At 63.4% G+C, this 22,334-nt stretch carries 29 protein-coding genes; 20 read left to right on the top strand and 9 right to left on the bottom strand.

What is annotated here, in order from left to right:
• Window positions 1-154: 154 nt before the first annotated feature.
• Both ACUTR7_RS00660 and ACUTR7_RS00655 read left to right on the top strand, forming a co-directional pair.
• A complete protein-coding gene (locus ACUTR7_RS00660) occupies window positions 155-355 on the top strand; it encodes a hypothetical protein (protein ID WP_445607855.1) in 201 nt (66 codons plus the stop codon).
• 192 nt (window positions 356-547) lie between these two features.
• Complete coding sequence (locus ACUTR7_RS00655) at window positions 548-781, top strand: hypothetical protein (RefSeq protein WP_017403895.1); 234 nt, start codon at window positions 548-550, stop codon at window positions 779-781.
• A gap of 57 nt (window positions 782-838) precedes the next feature.
• Here the strand turns inward: ACUTR7_RS00655 and ACUTR7_RS00650 are convergent, their stop codons facing one another.
• Complete coding sequence (locus tag ACUTR7_RS00650; RefSeq protein WP_013802160.1) at window positions 839-2,176, bottom strand: MFS transporter; 1,338 nt, start codon at window positions 2,174-2,176, stop codon at window positions 839-841.
• 298 nt (window positions 2,177-2,474) lie between these two features.
• Here ACUTR7_RS00650 and cyoA point away from each other — a divergent pair, with 298 nt between their 5' ends.
• From cyoA to ACUTR7_RS00615, 7 genes are all read left to right on the top strand, one after another.
• Entirely contained in the window at window positions 2,475-3,521 is a 1,047-nt protein-coding gene (gene cyoA / locus ACUTR7_RS00645; protein ID WP_012205882.1) for a ubiquinol oxidase subunit II, read from the top strand.
• Between the two features lie 66 nt (window positions 3,522-3,587).
• Complete coding sequence (gene cyoB, locus ACUTR7_RS00640) at window positions 3,588-5,594, top strand: cytochrome o ubiquinol oxidase subunit I (protein WP_013802159.1); 2,007 nt, start codon at window positions 3,588-3,590, stop codon at window positions 5,592-5,594.
• On the top strand, window positions 5,587-6,219 hold the full coding sequence (gene cyoC / locus ACUTR7_RS00635; RefSeq protein WP_445607854.1) for a cytochrome o ubiquinol oxidase subunit III: 633 nt from the start codon (window positions 5,587-5,589) through the stop codon (window positions 6,217-6,219). Before cyoB ends, cyoC begins: the two co-directional genes overlap by 8 nt.
• A complete protein-coding gene (cyoD, locus tag ACUTR7_RS00630) occupies window positions 6,220-6,660 on the top strand; it encodes a cytochrome o ubiquinol oxidase subunit IV (protein ID WP_012205885.1) in 441 nt (146 codons plus the stop codon).
• Between the two features lie 71 nt (window positions 6,661-6,731).
• A complete protein-coding gene (locus tag ACUTR7_RS00625; protein ID WP_445607853.1) occupies window positions 6,732-7,445 on the top strand; it encodes an SURF1 family protein in 714 nt (237 codons plus the stop codon).
• A gap of 129 nt (window positions 7,446-7,574) precedes the next feature.
• Window positions 7,575-8,876: an ATP-binding protein gene (locus tag ACUTR7_RS00620; RefSeq protein ID WP_445607852.1), complete on the top strand. Its 1,302-nt coding sequence runs from the start codon at window positions 7,575-7,577 to the stop codon at window positions 8,874-8,876.
• 29 nt (window positions 8,877-8,905) lie between these two features.
• Window positions 8,906-9,442, top strand: coding sequence for a response regulator transcription factor (locus ACUTR7_RS00615; protein WP_013802156.1), 537 nt, complete (start codon window positions 8,906-8,908; stop codon window positions 9,440-9,442).
• 74 nt (window positions 9,443-9,516) lie between these two features.
• Here the strand turns inward: ACUTR7_RS00615 and cyoE are convergent, their stop codons facing one another.
• The gene (gene cyoE / locus ACUTR7_RS00610; RefSeq protein WP_445607851.1) at window positions 9,517-10,422 is read right to left on the bottom strand and encodes a heme o synthase; all 906 of its coding nucleotides are present in this window, start codon (window positions 10,420-10,422) and stop codon (window positions 9,517-9,519) included.
• The gene (locus ACUTR7_RS00605) at window positions 10,419-11,618 is read right to left on the bottom strand and encodes a COX15/CtaA family protein (protein ID WP_445607850.1); all 1,200 of its coding nucleotides are present in this window, start codon (window positions 11,616-11,618) and stop codon (window positions 10,419-10,421) included. Before ACUTR7_RS00605 ends, cyoE begins: the two co-directional genes overlap by 4 nt.
• 820 nt (window positions 11,619-12,438) lie before the next feature.
• Here ACUTR7_RS00605 and ACUTR7_RS00600 point away from each other — a divergent pair.
• The 4 genes from ACUTR7_RS00600 (at window position 12,439) to ACUTR7_RS00585 (ending at window position 13,889) form a co-directional block, all read left to right on the top strand.
• The gene (locus ACUTR7_RS00600) at window positions 12,439-12,849 is read left to right on the top strand and encodes a hypothetical protein (protein WP_013802153.1); all 411 of its coding nucleotides are present in this window, start codon (window positions 12,439-12,441) and stop codon (window positions 12,847-12,849) included.
• 161 nt (window positions 12,850-13,010) lie between these two features.
• Complete coding sequence (locus ACUTR7_RS00595) at window positions 13,011-13,193, top strand: hypothetical protein (protein ID WP_225613976.1); 183 nt, start codon at window positions 13,011-13,013, stop codon at window positions 13,191-13,193.
• Window positions 13,190-13,456 (top strand): hypothetical protein, encoded by a 267-nt coding sequence (locus ACUTR7_RS00590; RefSeq protein ID WP_013802151.1) that lies wholly within the window; start codon window positions 13,190-13,192, stop codon window positions 13,454-13,456. The genes ACUTR7_RS00595 and ACUTR7_RS00590 overlap by 4 nt, the downstream gene beginning before the upstream one ends.
• Window positions 13,457-13,607: 151 nt before the next feature.
• Window positions 13,608-13,889: a hypothetical protein gene (locus ACUTR7_RS00585; RefSeq protein WP_012205894.1), complete on the top strand. Its 282-nt coding sequence runs from the start codon at window positions 13,608-13,610 to the stop codon at window positions 13,887-13,889.
• A 49-nt stretch (window positions 13,890-13,938) separates the two neighbouring features.
• Here ACUTR7_RS00585 and ACUTR7_RS00580 read toward each other — a convergent pair whose 3' ends face one another.
• Window positions 13,939-14,727, bottom strand: coding sequence for a class I SAM-dependent methyltransferase (locus ACUTR7_RS00580; RefSeq protein WP_445607849.1), 789 nt, complete (start codon window positions 14,725-14,727; stop codon window positions 13,939-13,941).
• A gap of 1,024 nt (window positions 14,728-15,751) precedes the next feature.
• Window positions 15,752-16,039, bottom strand: coding sequence for an H-NS histone family protein (locus ACUTR7_RS00575; protein ID WP_445607848.1), 288 nt, complete (start codon window positions 16,037-16,039; stop codon window positions 15,752-15,754).
• Window positions 16,040-16,173: 134 nt separating this feature from the next.
• Here ACUTR7_RS00575 and ACUTR7_RS00570 point away from each other — a divergent pair, with 134 nt between their 5' ends.
• Window positions 16,174-16,425: a putative hemolysin gene (locus ACUTR7_RS00570; protein WP_445607847.1), complete on the top strand. Its 252-nt coding sequence runs from the start codon at window positions 16,174-16,176 to the stop codon at window positions 16,423-16,425.
• A gap of 1,318 nt (window positions 16,426-17,743) precedes the next feature.
• Here the strand turns inward: ACUTR7_RS00570 and ACUTR7_RS00565 are convergent.
• A complete protein-coding gene (locus ACUTR7_RS00565; RefSeq protein ID WP_445607846.1) occupies window positions 17,744-18,442 on the bottom strand; it encodes an SOS response-associated peptidase in 699 nt (232 codons plus the stop codon).
• 53 nt (window positions 18,443-18,495) lie between these two features.
• Here ACUTR7_RS00565 and ACUTR7_RS00560 point away from each other — a divergent pair, with 53 nt between their 5' ends.
• The 4 genes from ACUTR7_RS00560 to ACUTR7_RS00545 are packed head-to-tail and all read left to right on the top strand — an operon-like array spanning window position 18,496 to window position 19,464.
• A complete protein-coding gene (locus ACUTR7_RS00560; RefSeq protein WP_099751118.1) occupies window positions 18,496-18,774 on the top strand; it encodes a hypothetical protein in 279 nt (92 codons plus the stop codon).
• A gap of 16 nt (window positions 18,775-18,790) precedes the next feature.
• Window positions 18,791-19,000 carry a hypothetical protein gene (locus ACUTR7_RS00555; protein WP_445607845.1) on the top strand — a complete coding sequence of 70 codons (210 nt, stop codon included), beginning with the start codon at window positions 18,791-18,793 and terminating at the stop codon, window positions 18,998-19,000.
• A gap of 9 nt (window positions 19,001-19,009) precedes the next feature.
• Window positions 19,010-19,252 (top strand): hypothetical protein, encoded by a 243-nt coding sequence (locus tag ACUTR7_RS00550; RefSeq protein ID WP_445607844.1) that lies wholly within the window; start codon window positions 19,010-19,012, stop codon window positions 19,250-19,252.
• Window positions 19,253-19,257: 5 nt separating this feature from the next.
• The gene (locus ACUTR7_RS00545) at window positions 19,258-19,464 is read left to right on the top strand and encodes a hypothetical protein (protein WP_445607843.1); all 207 of its coding nucleotides are present in this window, start codon (window positions 19,258-19,260) and stop codon (window positions 19,462-19,464) included.
• 9 nt (window positions 19,465-19,473) lie between these two features.
• Here ACUTR7_RS00545 and ACUTR7_RS00540 read toward each other — a convergent pair whose 3' ends face one another.
• The 3 genes from ACUTR7_RS00540 to ACUTR7_RS00530 are packed head-to-tail and all read right to left on the bottom strand — an operon-like array spanning window position 19,474 to window position 21,149.
• A complete protein-coding gene (locus ACUTR7_RS00540) occupies window positions 19,474-19,935 on the bottom strand; it encodes a DUF421 domain-containing protein (protein WP_445607842.1) in 462 nt (153 codons plus the stop codon).
• A gap of 12 nt (window positions 19,936-19,947) precedes the next feature.
• Complete coding sequence (locus ACUTR7_RS00535) at window positions 19,948-20,541, bottom strand: cysteine hydrolase family protein (RefSeq protein WP_445607841.1); 594 nt, start codon at window positions 20,539-20,541, stop codon at window positions 19,948-19,950.
• Window positions 20,541-21,149, bottom strand: a complete 609-nt coding sequence (locus ACUTR7_RS00530) for a hypothetical protein (RefSeq protein WP_096916485.1) — start codon at window positions 21,147-21,149, stop codon at window positions 20,541-20,543. Before ACUTR7_RS00530 ends, ACUTR7_RS00535 begins: the two co-directional genes overlap by 1 nt.
• Before the next feature lie 104 nt (window positions 21,150-21,253).
• On the opposite strand from ACUTR7_RS00530, the gene ACUTR7_RS00525 reads away from it, so the two are divergent.
• Entirely contained in the window at window positions 21,254-21,508 is a 255-nt protein-coding gene (locus ACUTR7_RS00525) for a hypothetical protein (RefSeq protein WP_392458012.1), read from the top strand.
• Between the two features lie 363 nt (window positions 21,509-21,871).
• The gene (locus tag ACUTR7_RS00520; RefSeq protein ID WP_143290040.1) at window positions 21,872-22,309 is read left to right on the top strand and encodes a hypothetical protein; all 438 of its coding nucleotides are present in this window, start codon (window positions 21,872-21,874) and stop codon (window positions 22,307-22,309) included.
• Window positions 22,310-22,334 lie beyond the last annotated feature (25 nt).

Genomic DNA, 22,334 nt, shown 5'->3' with positions numbered 1-22,334 from the left:
CGGAGCGCGCACGCGGGGCGCTGTCCCTGGCGGGAGGGTGTCCCGTCGGGACCAACGCGCATTATAGGTTTGCCCCATGGTTGCGGCAGCGAGCCCTGCCTGGCCTCCATCACGCACGTGGCCAAAGAAGGCCTCTCCTCCCATCTGCCCGCCCTTGAGCACGATCTCCAGCCCGTCACTGGCCGGATCGCTGACATGCGCGCGCAACAGCGGCGCGCGACTGGCCGGTCCGCGGCGCCTGCAGCTGTGGGTGGCGCCCCATCCGGGGCGCAGGGCCGACATTCTTGCGCTGGAGAAATGGCTGGTGCAGGAGATGAGGGAGATGGCTAGCACAGGCGATCTCGCCGTTCCCTGATCCCGCTCAGACTGCGCGCGATGGGCGCCCTGGATAATCGCCAGCCGGAACCACAGCAAGCACACCATGGCGCAACCACAGACACCCGAGCCTCACTCCAGCGAACCGGCCACCGCTGCCAGCGCCAACGGATCCGATCCGGCCAAACCGCCAACACCGCCGAAATCGCCCAAGCCGCCAAAAAGCCGCATCGTGCCCTGGCTCATCGGCCTGCCCGTGGCCTTCTTCGCTGTGCTCATGCTGGCTGGCCAGTTGCTGTCCACGCCCGAAGGCGAGGCGCGCTGGGTGGAGCGCGAAACCATCAAGATCTGCCGCAAGGAAACCGCGCGGCCAGAGGCCGAGCGCAAGACGCAGCAGTTTGAATCGGTGCAGGACTGCGACAGGCTCGAATTCGACTTCAAGCAGCGCTACGGTGAAAACCCCTGAGGCGAAGTCACAACGAAAAAGGCCGGCAGAGCCGGCCTTTGGCTTGCGAGGGCCCGTTCAGTCGCGCGTCTCGATGGCGCGGTTGATGCCCAGCGCCGCCAGCGTGCACAGCGCACCCGACAGCAGATAGATCCCCAGCGCCACCAGTCCGAAGCGCGAGGACACGCCCAGGGCCACCAGCGGAGCGAATGCCGCGCCCACCAGCCAGGCCATGTCCGAGGACAACGCGGCACCCGTGTAGCGATAGCGTGAGGGGAAGTTGGACGTCACCGTGCCTGCCGCCTGGCCATAGGACAGGCCCAGCAGGATGAAGCCGACGATGATGAACACGTTGTTCCCCATCGTTCCGCTGCCCAGCAGCCAGGGCGCCAGGAAGCTGAAGATGCCGATCAGGCAGGCCATGGTGCCCAGCGTGTTGCGCCGGCCCACACGGTCGGCCAGCCAGCCCGAGACCATGATGGCGGCAGCCGCACAGAAGGCGCCCACGATCTGCACTCCGAGCACATGGGTCACCGACTGGTCCGAATACAGCGAGATCCAGGACAGCGGGAAGATCGTCACCAGGTGGAACAGCGCAAAGCTGGCCAGGGCGGCAAACGCGCCGATCACCACGTTGCGTCCCTCGTCGCGCATCAGCGGCAGCACGCCCATGGGCTCCAGCTCACGCTGCTGCAGCAGTTCGGTGTAGGACTGGCCCACGACCAGGCGCAGCCGGGCAAACAGGGCCACGACGTTGATGGCAAAGGCCACGCAGAAGGGATAGCGCCAGCCCCAGCTGAGGAACTCGTCGGCTCCCACATGGGCGTAGATGAAGGCAAACAGCCCTGCCGCGAGCACGAAGCCCAGCGGCGCACCCAACTGGCCCATCATCGAATACCAGCCCCGCCGGTTCTTGGGCGCCGACATGGCCAGCAGCGACGGCAGGCCGTCCCACGAGCCGCCCAGCGCAATGCCCTGGCCTATGCGCAGCAGCGCCAGCACGATGATGGCATTCACCCCCGCCTGCTGGTAGCTGGGCAGGAAGGCCATGCCCACGGTGCACACGCCCAGCAGAAACAGCGCCAGCGTCAGCTTGGTCGCCCGCCCCCAGCGCCGCTGCACGGCCATGGACAGCGCCGTGCCCAGCGGCCGGGCCACGAAGGCAAGCGAGAAGATGGCGAACGACATCAGCGTGCCGTCGAGCTTGGAAAGGTAGGGAAACAGCAGTGCCGGGAAGACCAGCACGCAGGCGATGCCGAACACGAAGAAGTCGAAGTACTCCGAGGATCGCCCGATGATCACGCCGACGGCGATTTCGTTGGGCGTGACATCTTCGTGGGTGTCGGCGCGGGACAGAGATTCTTTGCTCTCATAGCTTCCGCCGGGGAAGCTTGCAGTTGTGTCGAGGCCGCTCATAGATGGATGCTCCTTGTCTCGTCTCACTGACAGCTCTGTTCTACGCCCTCGCTTGATCTGGCGCAAGGCGGTTTCCACCTCGACCGGCCTCGGTGTTTGTCCTGCTGCGCGCGAGGCGAAAATGCGGCCTCCGGACCGCCAGGCACCTGCCGTGCACCCGCCCAGGTAGCAGAAAGTTCCCGGGTTCTCCTTGACGTTGGACAAAATGTCCAATGGACAAATTTATACTTCGTAATACATTTGCCCGGATCTTGTAATCCGCGTTTCTATGTAAACGCGCTCTTGTTGCGCCCCTAGCATGCTAAAAATCAAGGAACTCCGTGGGCCTGCGTGGCTCACCGCGGCCGCTTTGACAGCCAGTCTCACTGGCTGCAGCAAAGCCGTCGTGCTCAACCCCGCCGGCGACATCGCCGCGCAGCAAGGCAACCTGGTGGTCACGGCCACCTTGCTGATGCTGATCATCATCATCCCGGTGATCATCCTCACGCTGCTTTTCGCCTGGAAATACCGCCAGTCGAACACCGAGGCCCACTACGACCCCGAATGGCACCACTCCACCACGCTGGAGCTGGTGATCTGGTCCGTGCCGCTGATGATCATCATCGCGCTGGGCGCCATCACCTGGATCAGCACCCACAAGCTGGACCCCTACCGTCCGCTGGACCGCGTCTCGGCCACCAAGCCGCTGAGCACCGATGTCAAGCCGCTGGAGGTGCAGGTCGTGGCCATGGACTGGAAGTGGCTGTTCTTCATCCCTGAAAAAGGCATCGCCACCGTCAACGAGCTGGCCGCTCCCGTGGATCGTCCCATCCACTTCAAGCTGACCGCCACCTCGACGATGAACTCCTTCTACGTGCCTGACCTGGCCGGCATGATCTATGCCATGCCCGGCATGCAGACCGAGCTGAACGCCGTGATCAACAAGCCCGGCGTGTTCCACGGCCTGGCATCGCACTACAGCGGCGCCGGCTTCTCGGGCATGACGTTCAAGTTCCATGGCCTGAGCAACGAAGAGTTCGACCAGTGGGTTGCCAAGGCCAAGTCCGAAGGCAAGGCCCTGACGCGCGATACCTACCTGAACCTGGTCAAGCCCAGCGAGCGCAACCCGGTCGAGCGCTTCGCCACGGTGGACGAAGGCCTGTACGACAAGGTGCTCAACCGCTGTGTCGAAGAAGGCAAGATGTGCATGCATCACATGATGGCCATCGACGCTGCCGGCGGCGAAGCCTATCTCAAGGCCGTGGGCATGAACCTGCCCCAGGATGTGTGCACGGTGCAAAACGCCGACCGCGTCGTGGCCTTCCTGGACCAGCGCGACGGCTCCGCAGCCGCTGCGCAGCAATAAGCAGTTAGCGGACGCGGACGACGGCCAGACCGCCGCCCGCTCCCATCACGACCTAAGAGACTCGATATGTCTGAACATACCTCCCCGGCACAGGCCCACTGGCTGCTGGGACGCATCACTTGGGACTCCATCCCGATGGCGCATGAGCCCATCGTGCTGGCGACCTTCATCGCCGTGGTGCTCGGCGGCCTTGCCGTGCTGGGCCTGCTCACCAAGTTCCGCCTGTGGGGCCCGCTGTGGCGCGACTGGCTGTGCAGCATCGACCACAAGAAGATCGGCATCATGTACATGATCCTCGGTCTGGTCATGCTGCTGCGCGGCTTTGCCGACGCGCTGATGATGCGCCTGCAGCAGGCCATGGCCTTCGGCGACAACCTGGGCTACCTGCCTCCGCACCACTACGACCAGATCTTCACGGCCCACGGCGTGATCATGATCTTCTTCGTGGCCATGCCCTTCGTGACCGGCCTGATGAACTATCTGGTGCCGCTGCAGATCGGCGCCCGCGACGTGTCCTTCCCGTTCCTGAACAACTTCAGCTTCTGGATGACCACGGGCGGCGCCGTGCTGGTGATGATCTCGCTGTTCCTGGGCGAGTTCTCCACCTCCGGCTGGCTGGCACTGTCCAACCTGGGGGCGCAGAACCCCGGGGTCGGGCTTGACTACTACATCTGGGGATTGCAGGTGGCCGGCGTCGGCACCACGCTGTCAGGCATCAACCTGATCGTGACCATCATCAAGATGCGCGCACCCGGCATGAACCTGATGAAGATGCCCGTCTTCACCTGGACCGCCCTGTGCACCAACGCGCTGATCGTGGCCTCGTTCCCCATCCTGACCGCAGCCCTGGTGCTGATGTCGCTGGACCGCTACGTGGGCACGAACTTCTTCACGAACGAGCTGGGCGGCAACCCCATGCTGTACGTGAACCTGATCTGGATCTGGGGCCACCCCGAGGTCTACATCCTGATCCTGCCCTGCTTCGGCATCTTCTCGGAGATCGTCTCCACCTTCAGCCGCAAGCGCCTGTTCGGCTACACCTCCATGGTGTACGCGACGGTGTGTATCACCATCCTGTCCTACCTGGTCTGGCTGCACCACTTCTTCACCATGGGCTCCGGCGCCAGCGTGAACACCTTCTTCGGCATCACGACGATGATCATCTCGATCCCGACGGGCGCCAAGATCTTCAACTGGCTGTTCACCATGTACCGCGGCCGCATCCGCTTCACGGTGCCGATGCTGTGGACCGTGGGCTTCATGTGCACGTTCGCCATCGGCGGCATGACCGGCGTGCTGCTGGCCGTTCCCCCGGCCGACTTCGTGCTGCACAACAGCCTGTTCCTGATCGCCCACTTCCACAACGTGATCATCGGCGGCGTGGTGTTCGGCGTGTTCGCCGGCATCAACTTCTGGTTCCCCAAGGCCTTCGGCTACAAGCTCGACGAGTTCTGGGGCAAGTGCTCGTTCTGGTTCTGGCTGGTCGGCTTCTGGGTCGCCTTCACACCGCTGTACGTGCTGGGCCTGATGGGCGTGACACGCCGTGCCAACCACTTCGAGGACCCCTCGCTGCAGATCTGGTTCGTGATCGCCGCCCTGGGCGCCGGTCTGGTGGCACTGGGCATCGGCAGCTTCCTGATCCAGCTGGTGGTCAGCTACTTCAAGCGCGACCAGCTGCGTGACGTGACCGGCGACCCATGGGAAGGCCGCACGCTGGAGTGGGCCACCTCCTCGCCCCCTCCCCAGTACAACTTCGCCTTCACGCCCGTGGTGCATGAGATCGATGCCTGGTGGGACATGAAGAAGCACGGCTACCAGCGTCCGCTGACCGGCTTCAAGCCCGTCCACATGCCGTCCAACACCGGCGCTGGCGTCGTGATCGCAGCGCTGTCCACGGTCTTCGGCTTCGCGATGATCTGGCACATGTGGCCCCTGGCCATTGCGTCGTTCGCCGCCACCGTGCTGGCGTCGATCATCCACACGTTCAACTACAAGCGCGACTACTACATCCCCGCCGCAGAAGTCGCGGCCACGGAAGAACTGCGCACACAACAGCTGGCACGTCATGTCTGATACCCGTTACACCGCAGGCGGCGCTGCCGCCCTGGCCCCGCGCGAGTACCACCTCGCCGACGAGCCCCATCCCGAAAACGGCACCGCTCTGGGCTTCTGGCTCTACCTGATGAGCGACTGCCTGATCTTTGCAGCGCTGTTCGCCACCTATGGCGTGCTGGGCCGCAACTACGCTGCAGGCCCTACGGGCGCCCAGCTGTTCGACCTGCCTCTGGTGGCGATGAACACGGCCTTCCTGCTGCTGTCGTCCATCACCTTCGGCTTCGCCATGCTGCAAAAGCAGCAGGGCAAGCTGGGCGGCACCCAGCTGTGGCTGGCCATCACCGGCCTGTTCGGCCTGTGCTTCCTGGGCCTGGAACTCTATGAGTTCTCCCACCTGCTGCACGAGGGCGCGGGCCCGCAGCGCAGCGCCTTCCTATCCTCGTTCTTCACGCTGGTGGGCACCCACGGCCTGCACGTGAGCTTTGGCCTGATCTGGCTGGTCACGCTGATGATCCAGATCAACAAGCACGGCCTGACGCACGAGAACAACCGCCGCCTGATGTGCCTGTCGATGTTCTGGCACTTCTTGGACGTGGTCTGGATCGGCGTCTTCACTTTTGTTTACCTGATGGGGGTGCTGTAAATGGCTGCACACGACATCCACGCCGGCCATGGCCACGGTCACCACGACCATCACGGCCATGACGATCACCACCACGACGCAGGCCCGCACAGCACGTTCTCGGGCTATATGTGGGGCTTCGTGCTCTCGATCATCCTGACGGCCATCCCGTTCTGGCTGGTGATGAGCAATGTCATCTCGGACCGTGCAACGGCCGTGATGGTGCTCGGCGGCTTCGCCGTGGTGCAGATCCTGGTCCACATGGTCTTCTTCCTGCACATGAACGGCAAGATCGAAGGCGGCTGGACCCTGCTGTCCACCATCTTCACCGTGGTCTTCGTGGCCATCGGCATTGCGGGCACCCTGTGGGTCATGTTCCACATGAACACCAACATGATGCCCCAGCACACCATGCCGGCCGACCCTGCCGCGCAGACGGCTCCGGCCTCGGTCACGCCTTGACCGCATCCGGAAACTCCGGGCCCTCCAGCCACGCCGGCGCATCGCGCCGGCGTGGCCCACTCGCTCAGGCGATGCTCATCTCGGTGGGCATCGCCTTGTTTTTGGGCTTCATCTTCCTGGGCAGCTGGCAGGTCCAGCGCCGTGCCTGGAAGCTGGACTTGATAGAGCGTGTGGACCAGCGCGTGCACGCCGCGCCCGCTGCCCTGCCCCCGCCCGCCGAATGGCCGCAGATCACGGCCGCCGACCACGAGTACCGCGCCGTGCAGGCCAGCGGCCACTGGCTGGCCGGCAAGACCGTGCTGACCCAGGCCGTGACCGAATTGGGCGCCGGCTTCTGGGTGCTGACGCCGCTGCAGATGGACGACGGCAACCAGGTGCTGGTGAACCGAGGCTTCATTCCCACAGCGCAGCGCGCGCGCTGGCAGGATCAGCCCGCACAGGCGCCCCAGGACCCGGTGACGGTGGCTGGCCTGCTGCGTATCGGCGAGCCGCGCGGCGGCTTCCTGCGCGAGAACGATCCCGCGCAGCAGCGCTGGTTCTCGCGCGATGTGGCGGCCATTGCTCAGGCCCAGGGCCTGGACCATGCAGCCCCCTACTTCATCGACGCAGGCCTGCCGGGCCAGCCCGTGGCGGACGGCACCTGGCCGCGCCCGGGCATGACCGTGATCCGCTTCCCCAACAGCCATCTGGTCTATGCGCTGACCTGGTACGGGCTGGCGCTGATGGTGGTCGGCGCGGCCTGGCTGGTCAGGCGCAATGACCGGCAGGCAAGCAGCAAGCCGTAAGGCCGTAAGGCCGTAAAGCCGTCGCTCCAGGCAACAGGGCCACCGATGACATCGGTGGCCTTTTTTACGCCAGTCCTCTACAAGACCCTGCCGCGCCACGGCTGCCTGCGGTAGCGCACAATCGCCCGCGTGAATTCGCCTTCAGAGTCCCTGTTCCGCGTCGAGCGCACCACCGAACGCCAGAACATGCAGCTGCTGATACAGCTGCGCTGGTTTGCCGTGGTCGGGCAGGTGATCACCATCTCCCTGGTGCACTACGGCTTCGGCATCACCCTGCCGCTGCCGGCCATGGCCCTGGTGCTGATGGCCAGCGTCTTCACCAATCTTGGCTACATCTACTGGTACCGCAGCCACCGCCGCCAGATCTCGGCGCGCAACCTGTTCCTGGCCCTGCTGGCCGACGTGCTCGCCCTGGCCATACAGCTGTATTTGAGCGGCGGCGCCAGCAATCCCTTCATCTATCTGTTCCTGCTGCAGGGCATTCTGGGCGCCGTGCTGCTCAGGCCCGTGCACGCCTGGATCATCGTTGCCAGCACCTCGCTGTGCACCCTGGTGCTGGCCATCGTGCACTGGCCCCTGCCCATTGGCGCCGCGGGACCGGACGGGCTGCCCGGCCTGTACGTGAGCGGCATTCTGATCAGCTTCGGGCTGACCACGGTGCTGCTGGTCGTCTTCCTGCGCCGCATCGTCTCCAACCTGCGCCGGCGTGACGCACGGCTGGCCAACATGCGCCAGCGTGCCAGCGAAGAGGAGCACATCGTGCGCATGGGCCTGCTGGCCACGGGCGCGGCGCACGAGCTGGGCACGCCGCTGTCCACCATGTCCGTCATCCTGGGCGACTGGCAGCGCATGCCCACCATCACGCAAGACCCCGACCTGCTGGCCGACCTGCAGGAAATGCAGCAGCAGCTGCTGCGCTGCAAGTCCATCGTCTCCAGTGTGCTCATGTCGGCCGGCGAGACCCGCGCCGATGCGCCACAGGCCACCACGCTGCGCGCCTTCATGGACGGCGTGGTCGCGCACTGGCAGTCACGCCACGCCGTGGAGCATTTCGACTATGTCCAGGCCGACGAGGACTTCCCCATTCTTTCCGATACCGCGTTGCAGCAAATGGTTTGCAATGTGCTCGACAATGCGGCCGAAGCCTCCCCCCGCCATGTGGCGCTGCACCTGGCCGTGCGCACCGGCATGCTGTGCATCACCGTGCGCGACAAGGGACCGGGCTTTGCCCCCGCCGTGCTGGAACAGCTGGGCCAGCGCCATATCTCCACCAAGACGGAGCGCCCGGGCCGAGGGCTGGGCCTGTTCCTGGTGCTCAACGTGGCGCGCTCGCTGGGCGGACGCGTTCAGGTGAGGAACACCCCGCCGCGGGGCAGTGAGGTGGAGATCCGCCTGCCCCTGTCATCGATTGCCATTGAACCCGGCGCCTGAAGCGGCGCCCACAGGAACCCGAATCGCCCATGGACAGCTCCCGCCTCCTGCTGCTGGTTGAAGACGATGCGACCTTTGCGCGCACGCTGACGCGCTCGTTCGAGCGGCGCGGCTACCGCGTGCTCCAGGCCGCCAGCGCCGAGGAAGTGCGCGAACTGCTGCAGACGCACTCGCCGCAATACGCCGTCATGGACCTCAAGCTGGCGGGCAACGCGTCGGGCCTGAGCTGCGTGCAGATGCTGCACCAGCACAGCCCCGAGGCGCTGATCGTCGTGCTCACAGGCTATGCCAGCATTGCCACGGCCGTGGAGGCGGTCAAGCTAGGCGCATGCCACTATCTGGCCAAGCCCTCCAACACCGACGATATCGAGGCCGCCTTCGGCCGCCTCGAGGGCCGCACCGACGTGGAACTGTCGCGCAACCCCACCTCCATCAAGACGCTGGAGTGGGAACACATCCACGAAACCCTGGCCGAGAGCGATTTCAACATCTCCGAAGCCGCCCGCCGCCTGGGCATGCACCGGCGCACGCTGGCGCGCAAGCTGGAGAAGCGGCAGATCAAGTAAGGCGGCAGGCACCAAAAGGCAAACCGGGCCTCAAGGGCCCGGTTTGTCATTGCGCGGCCATGGCCCTCAGGCCATCAGCCCAGCCAGAGGTAGTGATCGATCAGCAGCGCCAGGAACAGCACGCTCAGGTGGATCAGCGAGAAGCGGAAGGTCTTGCGCGACAGCTGGTCCGAGTAATTGCGCCACAGTGCAAAGGCATGGGCACAGAAGCCCACGCTCAGCACCACGGCCACCACCAGGTACAGCCAGGAGCTCATGCCGTACATGAAGGGCAGCATGCAGGCCGCAAACAGGATCACCGTGTACAGCAGGATCTGCAGCCGCGTGTACTCGCTGCCATGCGTCACGGGCAGCATGGGCAGGCCGGACTGGCGGTAGTCTTCCACGCGGTACAGCGCCAGCGCCCAGAAATGGGGCGGCGTCCACAGGAAGATGATGAGGAACAGGATCAGCGCCTCGGGACCGACCTGGCCCGTCATCGCGGCCCAGCCCAGCACGGGCGGCATGGCACCGGAGGCGCCGCCGATCACGATGTTCTGCGGCGTGGCGGGCTTGAGGATCACCGTGTAGATCACGGCATAGCCCACGAAGGTGGCCAGCGTCAGCCACATGGTCAGTGGGTTGGTGCACAGCAGCAGCACCAGCGCGCCCAGCGTGCACAGGATGGCCGAGAAGGCCAGCGCCTGCTGGCTGCTCAGCTCGCCGCGCGCCGTGGGCCGCCAGGAGGTGCGCTTCATGCGCGCATCGATATGGCGCTCCACCAGGCAGTTGAAGGCGGCAGCCGCGCCCGCCACCAGCCAGATGCCCAGGCAGGCCAGCGCCATGTGCAGCCACTGGTCGGCGTTGGGCCAGCCGGGCACGGCCAGCACCATGCCGATCAGTGCGCAGAACACGATCAGCTGCACCACACGCGGCTTGGTCAGGGCATAGAACTGTGTCCAGCGCGAGGGCTCGACACTCAGGGAAGCTTGTTTACTCATGCAATCTCTCCACGGGCAACCGGCAGACCGTCCCGCAGTGCGCCCGGGCGGCTGGCCGCCAGGCACCAAACAATCACGGTCACCAGCGCAGCTGCGCCGCCCGTATGCAGCACCGCGGCCACCAGCGGCCAATCGAGCACCACGTTCGACAGGCCTGTCAGCACCTGCAGCACCAAAAACGCACCCAGCACGCGGCGCTGCGACGCCAGTGCGGGCACTTCACCCAAACGCCACCACAGCCCGGCCAGCGCAGCCACCACCACATAGGCCGCCAGGCGGTGCAGATAGTGGATGGCCGTGAGGCCCGCAAAGCTGATGTTGCTGCCGTCCTGCAGCAGGCCCAGCGGCCGCCAGATCTGCAGCGCCTGCGAAAAATCCATGGCCGGCCACCAACTGCCCTGGCAGGTCGGGAAACTGCTGCAGGCCAGCACCGCATAGTTGGTGCTGACCCAGCCGCCCAGTGCCACCTGCAGCACCAGCAGCGCAAGGCCCAGCCACAGCCCCGCGCGCAGCGCGGGCGAAATCACGGTCGCCCTTTGCTGGCGCGCAGCACGGCTCAACCCCACGGCGGGCACGCACAGCAAGGCCAGCAGCCCCGTGCCGCCCAGCAGGTGCAGGGTCACGATGGCCGGGAAAAGCTTCATGGTCACAGTCCAGGCGCCAAAGGCGCCCTGCAGGCAGACCCAGAACAGCGCCAGCGTGGGCCACCACGGACTCAGGGCACCGCCTGTGCCGTCGGCCCCTGTATGCTCGGCCCCTGCGCCACCCGCCCTGCCCAGGCGCCGCGCGCGCCGCCAGGCCATGATGGTCATCGCGATGATGAGCACGCCCACGGTGGTGGCCAGATAGCGGTGGACCATCTCTATCCATGCCTTGCCATGCGTCACCGGCCCGGTGGGCATGGCGGCCTGCGCCTCGGCAATCTGCGCGCGGGCGCCCATGGGGCTGGCGCTGCCATAGCAGCCCGGCCAATCGGGGCAGCCCAGGCCGGAATCGGTCAGGCGGGTGAAGGCGCCGAACAGCACCAGATCGAAGGTCAGGAACAGCGTGAGCACCGACAGCGCCTGCAGCCGCTTGAGCGAGCCGCCGCTGCGGTTGCGCAGCCACACCCAGGCCAGGGGGCCCAGCGCCAGCAACAGGCCCAGCAGCATCAGCTCCAGAACGGGGGCCAGATCGTACAGAGCCTGTTCGCTCACGCCCGCCCTCCGCAGCGCGGCGTGCACCACACGGCATGGCCTCCGGGCAAGCCGAAAGGCAATGCCGCAGGCGCATCCGGTTGGCGACAGCAGATCTTCATAAATGAGAGCAATTTGACGAGAAGGCTCAGCCCCATGCGCGAGATTGGATCGCAGGCCGGGCCTACAGAGAATCAGGACATGCACCCAGATACCGGCTGCGGGACCGCGCCCCATGCACAAGGCCCGCCAAGCGGGCCCGGTCGCTGCAACTTTCAGAGCAGCATGTCTTTGATATGAAACAATTCTACTTGGCTGCGAACCGCTCAATCGCCCACGCATGCAGTGCCCCTAGATCGCAGCCAGCTTCTTTTGGCCGGTGCGATGCGGCTTGGGCCTGGCGCACACGAATTTCCACAGGACCCTGCCCAAGGCGTCGGCGGCCCAGCTTTACACGACTGCTCAGATTCGCTCAGATTCAGACACCTCGCGTTCCTTAGATTGGTGGTTTCACTTGGGGACCGGCAACTGCCGGGTGAGGCCATGATTGCAGGAGGCTCGTGGACTGTGCTTGATGGGCACGGACACGAAATCGGGCGTGTCGAAGGCGATGAATTCGTCCGTTGCGGGACCAGGCCCATCTATCGCATCGATGGACCGGCGCTGTACTCCATGGACGGTTCGGCCAGACTGATGGGCTTTATCGAAGGGACCGAGGTCAGAACGCGGCAAGGCCGGATCTTCCTCAAATTTCTCGCACATTGAGCGGCACTGCTCAGATTTGCTCATCTTCGGCCAGTCGAAGCCAGGGAGACTCCACGTCCAAGAAAACCTCCAGGCAATGGACCTCTTTTTCGTGCGCGTGCTCTCCAACAACGATTTCAATGCCTTCTGGGACGGCATCGCCCAGGACAAGCCCCTGAAGACGCCCGACAAGGGACGCACCGCGTCCTTCACTGTCATCCGCCGCAGCGACAGCGGCCTGGAAGTCAGAACGCACAAGGGCAACACGGTGCGCATAAGGCGGGAAGCCTTCGGCGCCGTGCTGCGCCATCTGGCCCAGGAGCATCACGGCGCCGAGCGGCCCTGCATCGTGGCCTCCAGCCAGCACCGGCCCGGCTTTCTGGGCTTTGCGGCCAAGCAGGCCAACGACAACGCGGCCGTGGTGATCACCTACATCCTGCCCATACTGCAGGACGCAGGACTTGTGGAAATCGACGGCAACCGGCCCAACAGGACCTGGCTGCTTTGAACAACTGCACAGCCTTCGGCCTTCTGCGCCGGTCGATGACAATCTATGTCAATTCATTCATAGCCAATCACTAAGGCGCACAGATAATTGCCGGCATTCGTGTGAATTGTGAGAAGGGTCCGGGCCACGCTCGGCGCCCTTCGATGCTGGAGGATTGGCAGATGAGCGCCCCGGAAATGGAGGCCATACAGGAGCGGCTGAAGAAGCTGCGGGCCGACGAGGCGCTGGTTGCCGAGCAGCTGGACCGGCTGCAGGCCCAAAAGGCTGCGCTGCAGCACAGGCTGGCCATGATCCAGGGCGCCGTGCAGGTGCTTGAAGAGATGCGTCAGGAGCTGGGGCCATGAACCGTGGCAAGCCCGTCTCACCACCCGCATCACCCCCTGCCTCACCCTGCGCATCGCCCACCTCCACCTTGCCCACAGCCGAAGACTGGCTGGCAAGAATTGCGGCGCTGGATGCCACGCAGCCCCCTCCCACCCCGCCCCGTTTGCGCAACCCCCGCAAGGCAAAGCGCCGCAGGGCGGTCACCGTCGTGGCAATGGCCGTGCTGCTGGGGCTGCTGGCCATCGCCCTGGCCGTGGCGGTGCAGTTGATGTGGGTCAAGTAGCTGTCACACGGCAGCAGCGGAAAGAGCCTTCAAGCGTGAAGCCAACCGAGCCGGGGCTGCTGTATACCCTCACATCCTGGCGAAGTCCCCATATTGTTTGCATGCTCACTTACGCCTAGCATGTGTCCACACTCAACGCAGTGGAGGTGCCATGGCCGATCCCGAAGAACCACTGGAAGTACGCTCAGAACGCTGGCAGTCGCTGAAGGGGCTGGACATCGCCTCCGTGGATCTGGGCCCCATCTGCGTGGTGCTCATGCTGACGCTGATCTGCATGGCCGTGATGATGCTGCTGGCCAAATCCGGCGCCGAGCAAGCACGGCAGGCCCAGCCCTCGTCCCAGGCCAAGGGCCCGGCTCCCCGACCGAAGCCGGCGCAGCCCGTGACCGAACCCGCCCAGCAACAGACCTGGACGCCGGCCTTGCGCACCTGAGGGCGACCTGAGGCCGACCTGAGGGCGTCAAGGCCAGGCAGCAGTACCTTCAGAGTTTCACCGAACGTGTCGCAATGAAGGTCGGCACGAACTTCTCGATCACAAAACGGGCATGTGGCTGCCAGTCTTCATGAAAGCCCGTCAGCACCAACCCCGCATCCAGCTGGCCGCCGATCTGATCGGCCAGCGTATGGCCGAACACCAGCGCCTCATTGCGCTCCCGCTTGGCATCAAGCGCTGCGGGCGGCAAATCCACCACATCGGAATACGGAAGGCGCCGCGCAGGCCGCATGAGCCCTTGCTCGCGCAACGCGGGGTCGCGGTCCTCCACGAAGACCACCGGATTCCAGAAGCTGGACAGAAGGCGCCCACCCTTCGCGAGCACCCGCGCGCATTCACGCCATACGGGCCGCACATCAGGCACGTAGAGGTTGGAGATGGGGTGAAAGACCACGTCGAAGCCGGCATCTGCAAAAACGCCCAGATCGCGCATGTCGCCCTGCACGCAGGTCAGCGCAAGGCCTTCGCGCTGCGCTACATGGCGGTCCTGTGCAAGCTGCCCGGCAGAGGCATCGAACACGGTGACCTGCGCGCCCGCCGCCGCAAGAATGGGCCCCTGCTGGCCGCCGCCGCCGGCAAGGCAGAGGATGCGCAGGCCGCGCACATCATCCAGCCAGCCCGCTGGCAAGGGGCCTGGCGTGAGCCGCGCCTGCCAGCTTCCGGCACGGGCCCGGGCTATTTCAGCGCTGTCGACCGGGCGCGACCAGTCGCAGTCTTTCGCTGCCTGCAGGTTCCAGGCAGCGGTGTTGTGGGCGAGGATGTCGATGGGTTCTGTCATGGGCACTCTTTCAAAAAGAGGCCGCACGGCGACGCGAGGTTGCGTTCAGAAAACGCGGAGCAGTCAACGGGCATGAAGGTGGTGACGCGGGCGTCCGCCGTGGGCCGGGAATGGGCTTCAGGGGATCGGTCGGACTAAGGTCCGAAGGCGTCACAGGTTCATGTCAGGCTCGCAGCGGTCGCAGGGATGGAAGGGACAAATTCTAAGACTGCGCAAGTTGCACTGTCAAACCACTGCGGCGCGTTCCCCACACGGTCATGCGGAAGTCACAACCGTGAGACGGCTTGGCTGTAAGTTGAACACGCACCCTCGATGGCGCTGGCTTCTGCTGCGCCATGGCGCGCCCGCTGACGACCGGCCTTTCCCAACCCGGCGCCCAATGGATACCGAGGAGCAACACTTTGAAGGAGAGCTATGCGTAGTCCCAAGAAAGGCCGAGAGCCGATCCGGCTCATGGACCTGGCCCCCGCCGTCTTCTGCATCCAGTGCGAACAGGAAAAACCCGCCACAGGAGCCCGCCAATTCCACGCGTGGCATGTGTGCAGCGACTGCTCGCAGAAGTTGGCCCAACTCCCCCCGGCGCAAGCACCCACGGCGCACCACGCGCACTGAGGCAAGCGATTCCCCAAAACGAAAGCCCGCCAGATGGCGGGCTTTCTCATGCCCTTGCGGACATGAGCGGGCGCGGGAGCGGGACGTCGATGCGCGCCTACCAGGGCACAAACATGATCACCAGTGCCACAGCCACGATAGCGGCAACGATGTACATGGTTCTCTTGGTGGCGAACCGGTTGCGGGACGACGAGGTGGGCACTTGGCCCGGGGTGTTGGGAGTAGGTTTGTTCATGGCCTCAAGCATGGTCGCCGCCCGGGACCGGCCTTGTCGGACAAGCACAGCTAAGGCAATCAGCGCAGAGCATGACAAGGGCGTCGGCCTTGGCGCAAGGTGACGCTTGTGAACTGCCGTGGGCCCACTGAGCGCAAGTGGCCAGAAAAGACAAAGCCCGCGGGTGCGGGCTGTTGGTCAGATTTCGAAGGCAGTGCGGTCCACTGCATCCTTGATCCACGCAGGAGGCTTGCCCCGGCCGGTCCACGTTGCGCCAGTGGACGGATCACGGTACTTGGGCACGCCTGCACCGGCGGGCGACTTGCGCTTGCCCGTGCTGAACACATCTTCCTGGGTCAATTGGAATTGCTGGACGAGCTCGCGAACCTTGGCGATGGCCCCGCCTTTTTCGGCTTTCAGGACTTCGGCGATGCGTGCTTCGATCTCTGCCTTTTGCTGCAGGAGCGTCTTGTAATCAGGTGTCATGGACTTTTCTTTGGTTGTATGCTAGCGAGTCAGCATTCTATGCACAAAATGCCGCGCTGACATACCTTTGCATCGCAAACCGAAGGTTGCGGACGCAACAACACTCCCAACCTCCAGAGGTATAGAGTGGCGCAATGAACAAAGCACTGGAACTCTCAGGAATCGCGCTGATGGCCCTGGTGGCACTGACACTCAGCGCATGCGCCCAACAGAAGCTGGCACCCTCCGTGGGCATGGCCAATCCCGCATCGGTCTATTGCGGTGAAATCGGCGGACAAGTTCGGATGGAGAAGACGCCCCAGGGCCAGGAAGGCATCTGCGTGCTGCCGAACGGCACGGAAATGGAAGAGTGGACGCTGTACCGCAAGGACCATCCGGCCAAGTAGTGGGATAGCGCTCTGCACGAAACAGACGCAAGCCGTTAACGCCCCGCCGTCACTGCGCGGATGCACAGCGCAAATGCACAGCTATACGCTCGGAGCGGGTGCGAACCCGGCCGCAGTCAAGCCACGTTCCACCTGCATCACGCAGCAGACCTGCAACTTCTTTACACGACGTAAAGCTTTCCTTCAGAAAAGGTCTGCATACTGACCAGCAACGGATTCCGCCGAGCCTGGGAGCTTTCTCCTCCCTCCCTCTCAAATCCCTTCCCCAGGCACGCCACCACGGCATCGGCATTTTTCTTCCAGGGCCCGCAACTTCGCCGCTTGCGGGCCCTTTTCGTTGCCCCTTCAACGGCCGCAGCTCCAAGCGGACACCGTGTCGAAAGAACTCATACATACGGGGCATGCTCGACCTACATGAGCACCCTGACTTGGCTCGCACAGGGAAGCCTCACAAGCAGTTGAAATAGCGTCAGTCCCGAGACCCGCAATGCCCTGCTGATGGAGATAAGCATGAGTCAAGTCGTACCGAGTGAGTCTTTCAATCCGGACCCTGATGCCCGCTACCACCGGAGTCTCCTGGATGCCTTTCCGGTAAGGGGCAGCTACCAGCTCATTCAGTTGCGCAGCACCAGATCTCGCAGCCCCTTCCGACGTTTTGCGAAGGCTTGCATTCGGGCGGTTCGCGCACTTGTTCAATGACTTGAAGGAGATTGTGATGCGACATATTTTCCTCACATTTTTCTGGTCCGTGGTGACCCTCATCTCGCTGTACATCTCCACGCTGGCAGGGCCGATGTTCCCGGTCACGAGCTGAAATGCGGTTAACAGCCGGGCCTATGGTTGACTCATGGTTCTCCTCCTGGAATTCATAGGCGCGCCCTAAAAAGGGCACCGGACTTTTTCTTCCCCGTGCCTGCACGTCGCAGGCATTCACAAGCTCGCAGCACCGCTGGCGGGCTTCTTTTTTGCGGGGTCCGCTTGCGGCTTTGGCCCGCTTTGTAGAGATGCAAGGCGGGCATACATCGGGTGCGCACAGCGAAGTGCCAGCGGCGCCAAGGTTCAGGCGACCAAGCGGAGGTTTATGCCGGTGCGGCATGAAGGACAGGATGTTGAAGATGCGGAGCGCTCCGCATTGGGTCAAATGCCGGCATCGCGTAAGATGCTGATCCACCAGTAGAAGCGGGCGTCGTTCAATGGCAGAACGTAAGCCTCCTCTGAAAACAGCGAGAATCTCCAGAAACCTACGCCAAAACCTACGCCGAACTGGACACCAAAAAGCCCGCATCGCGGGCTTTCGTTATGGGTGTTCTGTTGTGCGTCAGGTTTCCGAGCGCAGTGCCTGCAACTGCTCGGCCGGCAGCAGAGCCTCTTCCTCCGCCTTCTCCGCGCCGCTCCGCAACGCTCCCAGCGGCGGCAGCTTGATCAGTGCGTCGGCTTGTTCCGGCGTGCCATGCAGCCACGCATCCCAGTCGCCCGGCTCCAGCATCACAACCCCGCGCTTTTCTTTTCCCGGCCGATGCATCAACGACAGCACCGGGTGGCCGTCTGCGGGCTGGGTGATCATCGTGTAGTTCGGCACCAGCTCGCCGGTTTCCGGGTCCGTCCACTCGCTGTAGAGCCCGGCCAGGGCCGCAGACTCCCCATCGGCCCGGCGGAACGACCACCACACATTCCGGCTGCCCAGGCCCCAGTACGGCTCAACCCAGCTCTCGACAGGGATCAGGCAGCGCTGGCCCGCGCACCAGGCCGGTGCGAACGTCCAGGACTTTCCGATCGTCTCGCGCCGGGCGTTGTTGGTGGACATGTGCTTGCCGTCTGCAGTCATTGGCCGCCGCGTCTTCGAGCTGCGCGGGATCATGCCCCACTGCCCGACCTCAATCTCGCCACTGGGCTTGATGTACGGCCCCAGGGCCAGTGGTGTGACGTGCGGCTTCCACCATGGCAGTGGCGCCTGTCGGCCGACCCGCCACATGCGCTCAACTTCGATCTCACGCGGGGTGTTATATCGATTGCACATAAGTGGATGCTAACTTTTCTCGCTTTGCCAGATAACTGTATATTTATACAGTCATGAAAGTCAAAGTCACCATCCTCCGCAAAGCAGGCGCACGCAGCTACCACCGTGGCCCGCTGCAGTACGTCAAGGGCGAGCTGGACCTGCTGCACGCACCCGTGCCCGGCGAGAAGCGGACCGTTCCCGTGCTGCGCATCCTCGGAGACGACGGCAAGAACCAACTGTTCGAGCCGCGGCTGATCTACGCGTGCGCGGGCAGGATGAAGTTCAGCGGGTTGGAGCACTGTGACCGCGCATGGCATGCGCAGGAGTGGTCCTGCGAGTTCGACTACTGATCCATCAGGAGGCTCCATGCTGCTCACATACGAGGAATTCCCCACATTACTCACGCTGCCGCGCTGGTTCGGCACGCCCGAAGTCAAAGTCATGCCGGGTAAGCCGGAGGACTATTTCATCGAGCAGCTGCATCCCGACTGGTTCCAAGTGATCGATAGCGACGGCGATGTTGTCTACAGCGGCATAGGCCCTGTGTCCGTGCGCCAGTCCAACGCTCCGTTTTGAAAGCCCATCATGCAAAACCCAATTGAGCGCGGCGTAATCGCAAAAGTGCGCGGCGAAGAGATGTCGACAGCTCAGCGCCTGCTGCCTGTCGCTGGACGGGAGCAACCCCAGCAGATCACCTGCGAGATCAACACCCTGCTTGCCGGGCGCGTGCGCATCACATTCGAGCTGCAGATGTATGGCCACGGGCGCCACCGCTTCTGGCATTGGGTCGGCAAGGGAGCGGTGCAACTGGAGCAGCCCGCTGGCTGAGCCAAATGGACTCGCTCATCTGGGGCGGCGCGCCCACGGCGCCGGGCTGGTATGCGGTCGTGGTGGACTACGGCCGGCGCCCCTTCCCAGCGGCGCGACGCTGGTCTGGGTCGTTCTGGGACGATGAGCGCGGCATTCTTGCCTTCGACGGGCCGCACGCCGATGCAGAGGCGGCACTGGACTGGGCCATGGAGCGCTGCCCAGAGGATTGACAGGTTCGACTACTGCTTTTTCTGCACGCTAATGGATCCGTCGGCCTCCAGGAACATGCAGCGGATTTCTGATTCCTCGCAGTCTGCCTCGCGCAGCGCCTTCTCGATATCGTTGCGCGATACCCGGTGGCTTTTGCGCGCACCCTCGAAGATCTTTCCATCCCGCCCCAGAAGCACCGCCTCGCCCTCCAGCAGCTTTTCTGCACCGCGCCAGCGTGCCGTCACGAAACCCACGGCCGTATTCAACGCAATGAGGATCACGCACACCAGCAGCCCCCCAGGCAGGGACTGATCAGACCCTGTCATTGAGGGCCCCGCCGCCTCGCTCACCAACATCACCACCAGCAAATCGAATGGCGTGAACTGGCCCACGGTCCGCCGCCCTGTTATACGCATCATCAACAGCAGCAGGGCATAGACCGCCAGCGCGCGTACGGACAACTCAAACGGATGGATGTCCAGGTTCCACATACCAACGCCCCTTCAATTCCGCCCCGCCCAGGGGCTACGCGCCGAAGCGCGCACTGAACACTTGAAGGCCTGCCTCAACTGCCGCAATGCCTGCTGCCGCCGCGCAGGCGTCTCGGCCGCCGTGCAATCGCTGGGCACCCAGACCTCGTAGCCCGACATGCGTGCATCCGTAGCCGTGAGCATGACGCACATATCCGCAGCAAACCCCACGATGACCAGCCTGCGCGCATGCATTCTGCCCAGCAGATGCAGGAGCGGCGTGGAATGAAAGGCCGAATGCTGGGGCTTGAGAATCACCAGATCCTCCGCATCGGGCGCAAGCAGCCGAGCGATCTCGCCACGCTCGCCAGCCAAACCCTGGCAGGCGGCCAGAATGTCGCTGAACTCGCTGTGCCAAGTGCCGTAGTTGTCGTTGGCGTAGATCGTAGCTACGCCCTTTTCACGAAGCCTGGCCTTGAGCCGCACAATGCGCCGGGCAGCCCGTACCGCTTCCTGCAGCAAAGGCCCGGCATTGGGAAACTGAAGCGGGTTGATGACATCCACCAGCAACAGCACCTCCGCGCGGTGAGGCACTTGCGTAGGTTCTAACCACCTCGTCCTGGGCATCACAGCATGGATTCGCGTTGCTGCTCCGCTCGTGATGCGCCGATGGCAGTTTCAACCTGCTTGACCTCTTCAGGGGGAGGCAGGACTGCTGGCATACCCAAGCTCTGGATCCACAACTCGCGGCACCAACCCTTGGTGTGATACAGGTGATGATCTTCATCCTTTTCCACTCGAGCGTGAGCCTCCTTGAGGGCCTTGCCCGTTTCGCCTGTAGCCACCTCGGCGACCTTGCCCAGGAGCTCCCAGTTGGCGTGGTCCTTGGTCTCAGCGTGGACCACGCACTCGCACGCCACGAGTTGCGCAGCGGCTGCACTACCACCTGTGAGAGCCAATTCCATCGCCTTCACCAGCGATGATCCTATGTGCTTCACGACATCACGGGAAGGCGAAGCTTCGTCCGGATTGACCCCCAACAGTTCACATGTAGTGCGCACCACGTTCTGGTGGCTGAGCGTCTCTTCGAGATACTCTTCCCATTCCTTTTTTAGGTCATCGTTCAGGGCGCAGGTCAGAGCAGTTCTATACACCTGCTCACCTCCGAGTTCCGTTTCCATCATCTGCAGCAACAGATCTTTGAGCTGAGAATCGTCATATCGTGGTTTAGCCATTTGCCTACTCCGGTTTACAGTTGCGGTCCGGCGATGGTCGGCCAACCTTGGCGCTTTGCGCGTAAGCAGCAACTGAAGGGTATGTAGTGCTTCTCGAAAGTTACGTGTACGTCCAAGACCGTCAAAAAATGACGGGCGGACGGCACAATGGCTGCATGAGGTTCATCGTGCTACTGATCATCGCTGCAGCGCTGTTCTACGGAGCGTCTCGGATTTCCCACATACAGATCGGTGAGCGCGCCACAGGCGGCTACGACGGCGCATCAATGACGCCACAGCAACGGGTAATCCAGGCCGAAAAGGAAGCTCGAGAAGCGGCAGAAGCAGCGCGCGCCGCGGCGATGAGGCAAGCCGAGTAACGGCAGGTGCGCGGCACAATGCCGCCCATGGCAATCGATCCCACAAACCCAAAACACACAGTCCACCGGCGCGTCGTCGCCGACTGATCCAGCGCCTACAGCCTGATCCGCTGCGTGCACGCCACCAGGGCCGCCCGCAGCCGCGTGAACAGATCAGCAACGTCGGCCAGAGCGACGCATGCATCGCGCTCTGCAGCCATTCCTAGGCGCGTTTGGCACAACGCGCATAGGGCCACAGTAATGCACGGACTTCACTGCAATGCCGCCGAGTCTTTTGAATATGTTATTAATAACTGCCCTGAAGACAGATTGACACCCGAAATCTGCGTACAATGCAACTTCACTTTACATATTGAAACAACCATGATCATCAAGCACGCAATTGCTATTGCAGCCCTCGCTCTTGCAACTGGTGGGGCAAACGCCTGGACACTTGTCTACGCGAATGATGCGGCCGGCAACGTCACTGCTGGATCTTTGCAGTCTCTTAGAACAGCCGTCCTCAATGGTTCATCCGTGAGGGTTGTTTCAGATGTACCAGGCAAACATGCTTGGTCTGTTCCATGCTTCCAGATGGCCGTGAAATACGATGCTCAAGGTGTCGTCTGCTTTGGAGGAAGCCCACTAGCCTCTGACAACTCGATGGGAGCGCAGTTCTCTAATGTCTACAGCCCTCCGCAGATTGTGCATATCATGCTCAATACCCAGGGGCAGTATTCCCAGGCTCTTGTGCGGATTAGTGATGGTGTTTTGGCTAGCAAAACCCTCGTTTACCATCCGATGCAATGGTTTGTTCAATAAACAAACAAGCGGTCCTGAGAGCGCT

This window comes from Delftia sp. NA_296.1 (assembly GCF_052692095.1).
Note: the sequence above shows the minus strand (reverse complement) of the source record. Positions and strands in the feature narration are given on the sequence as shown.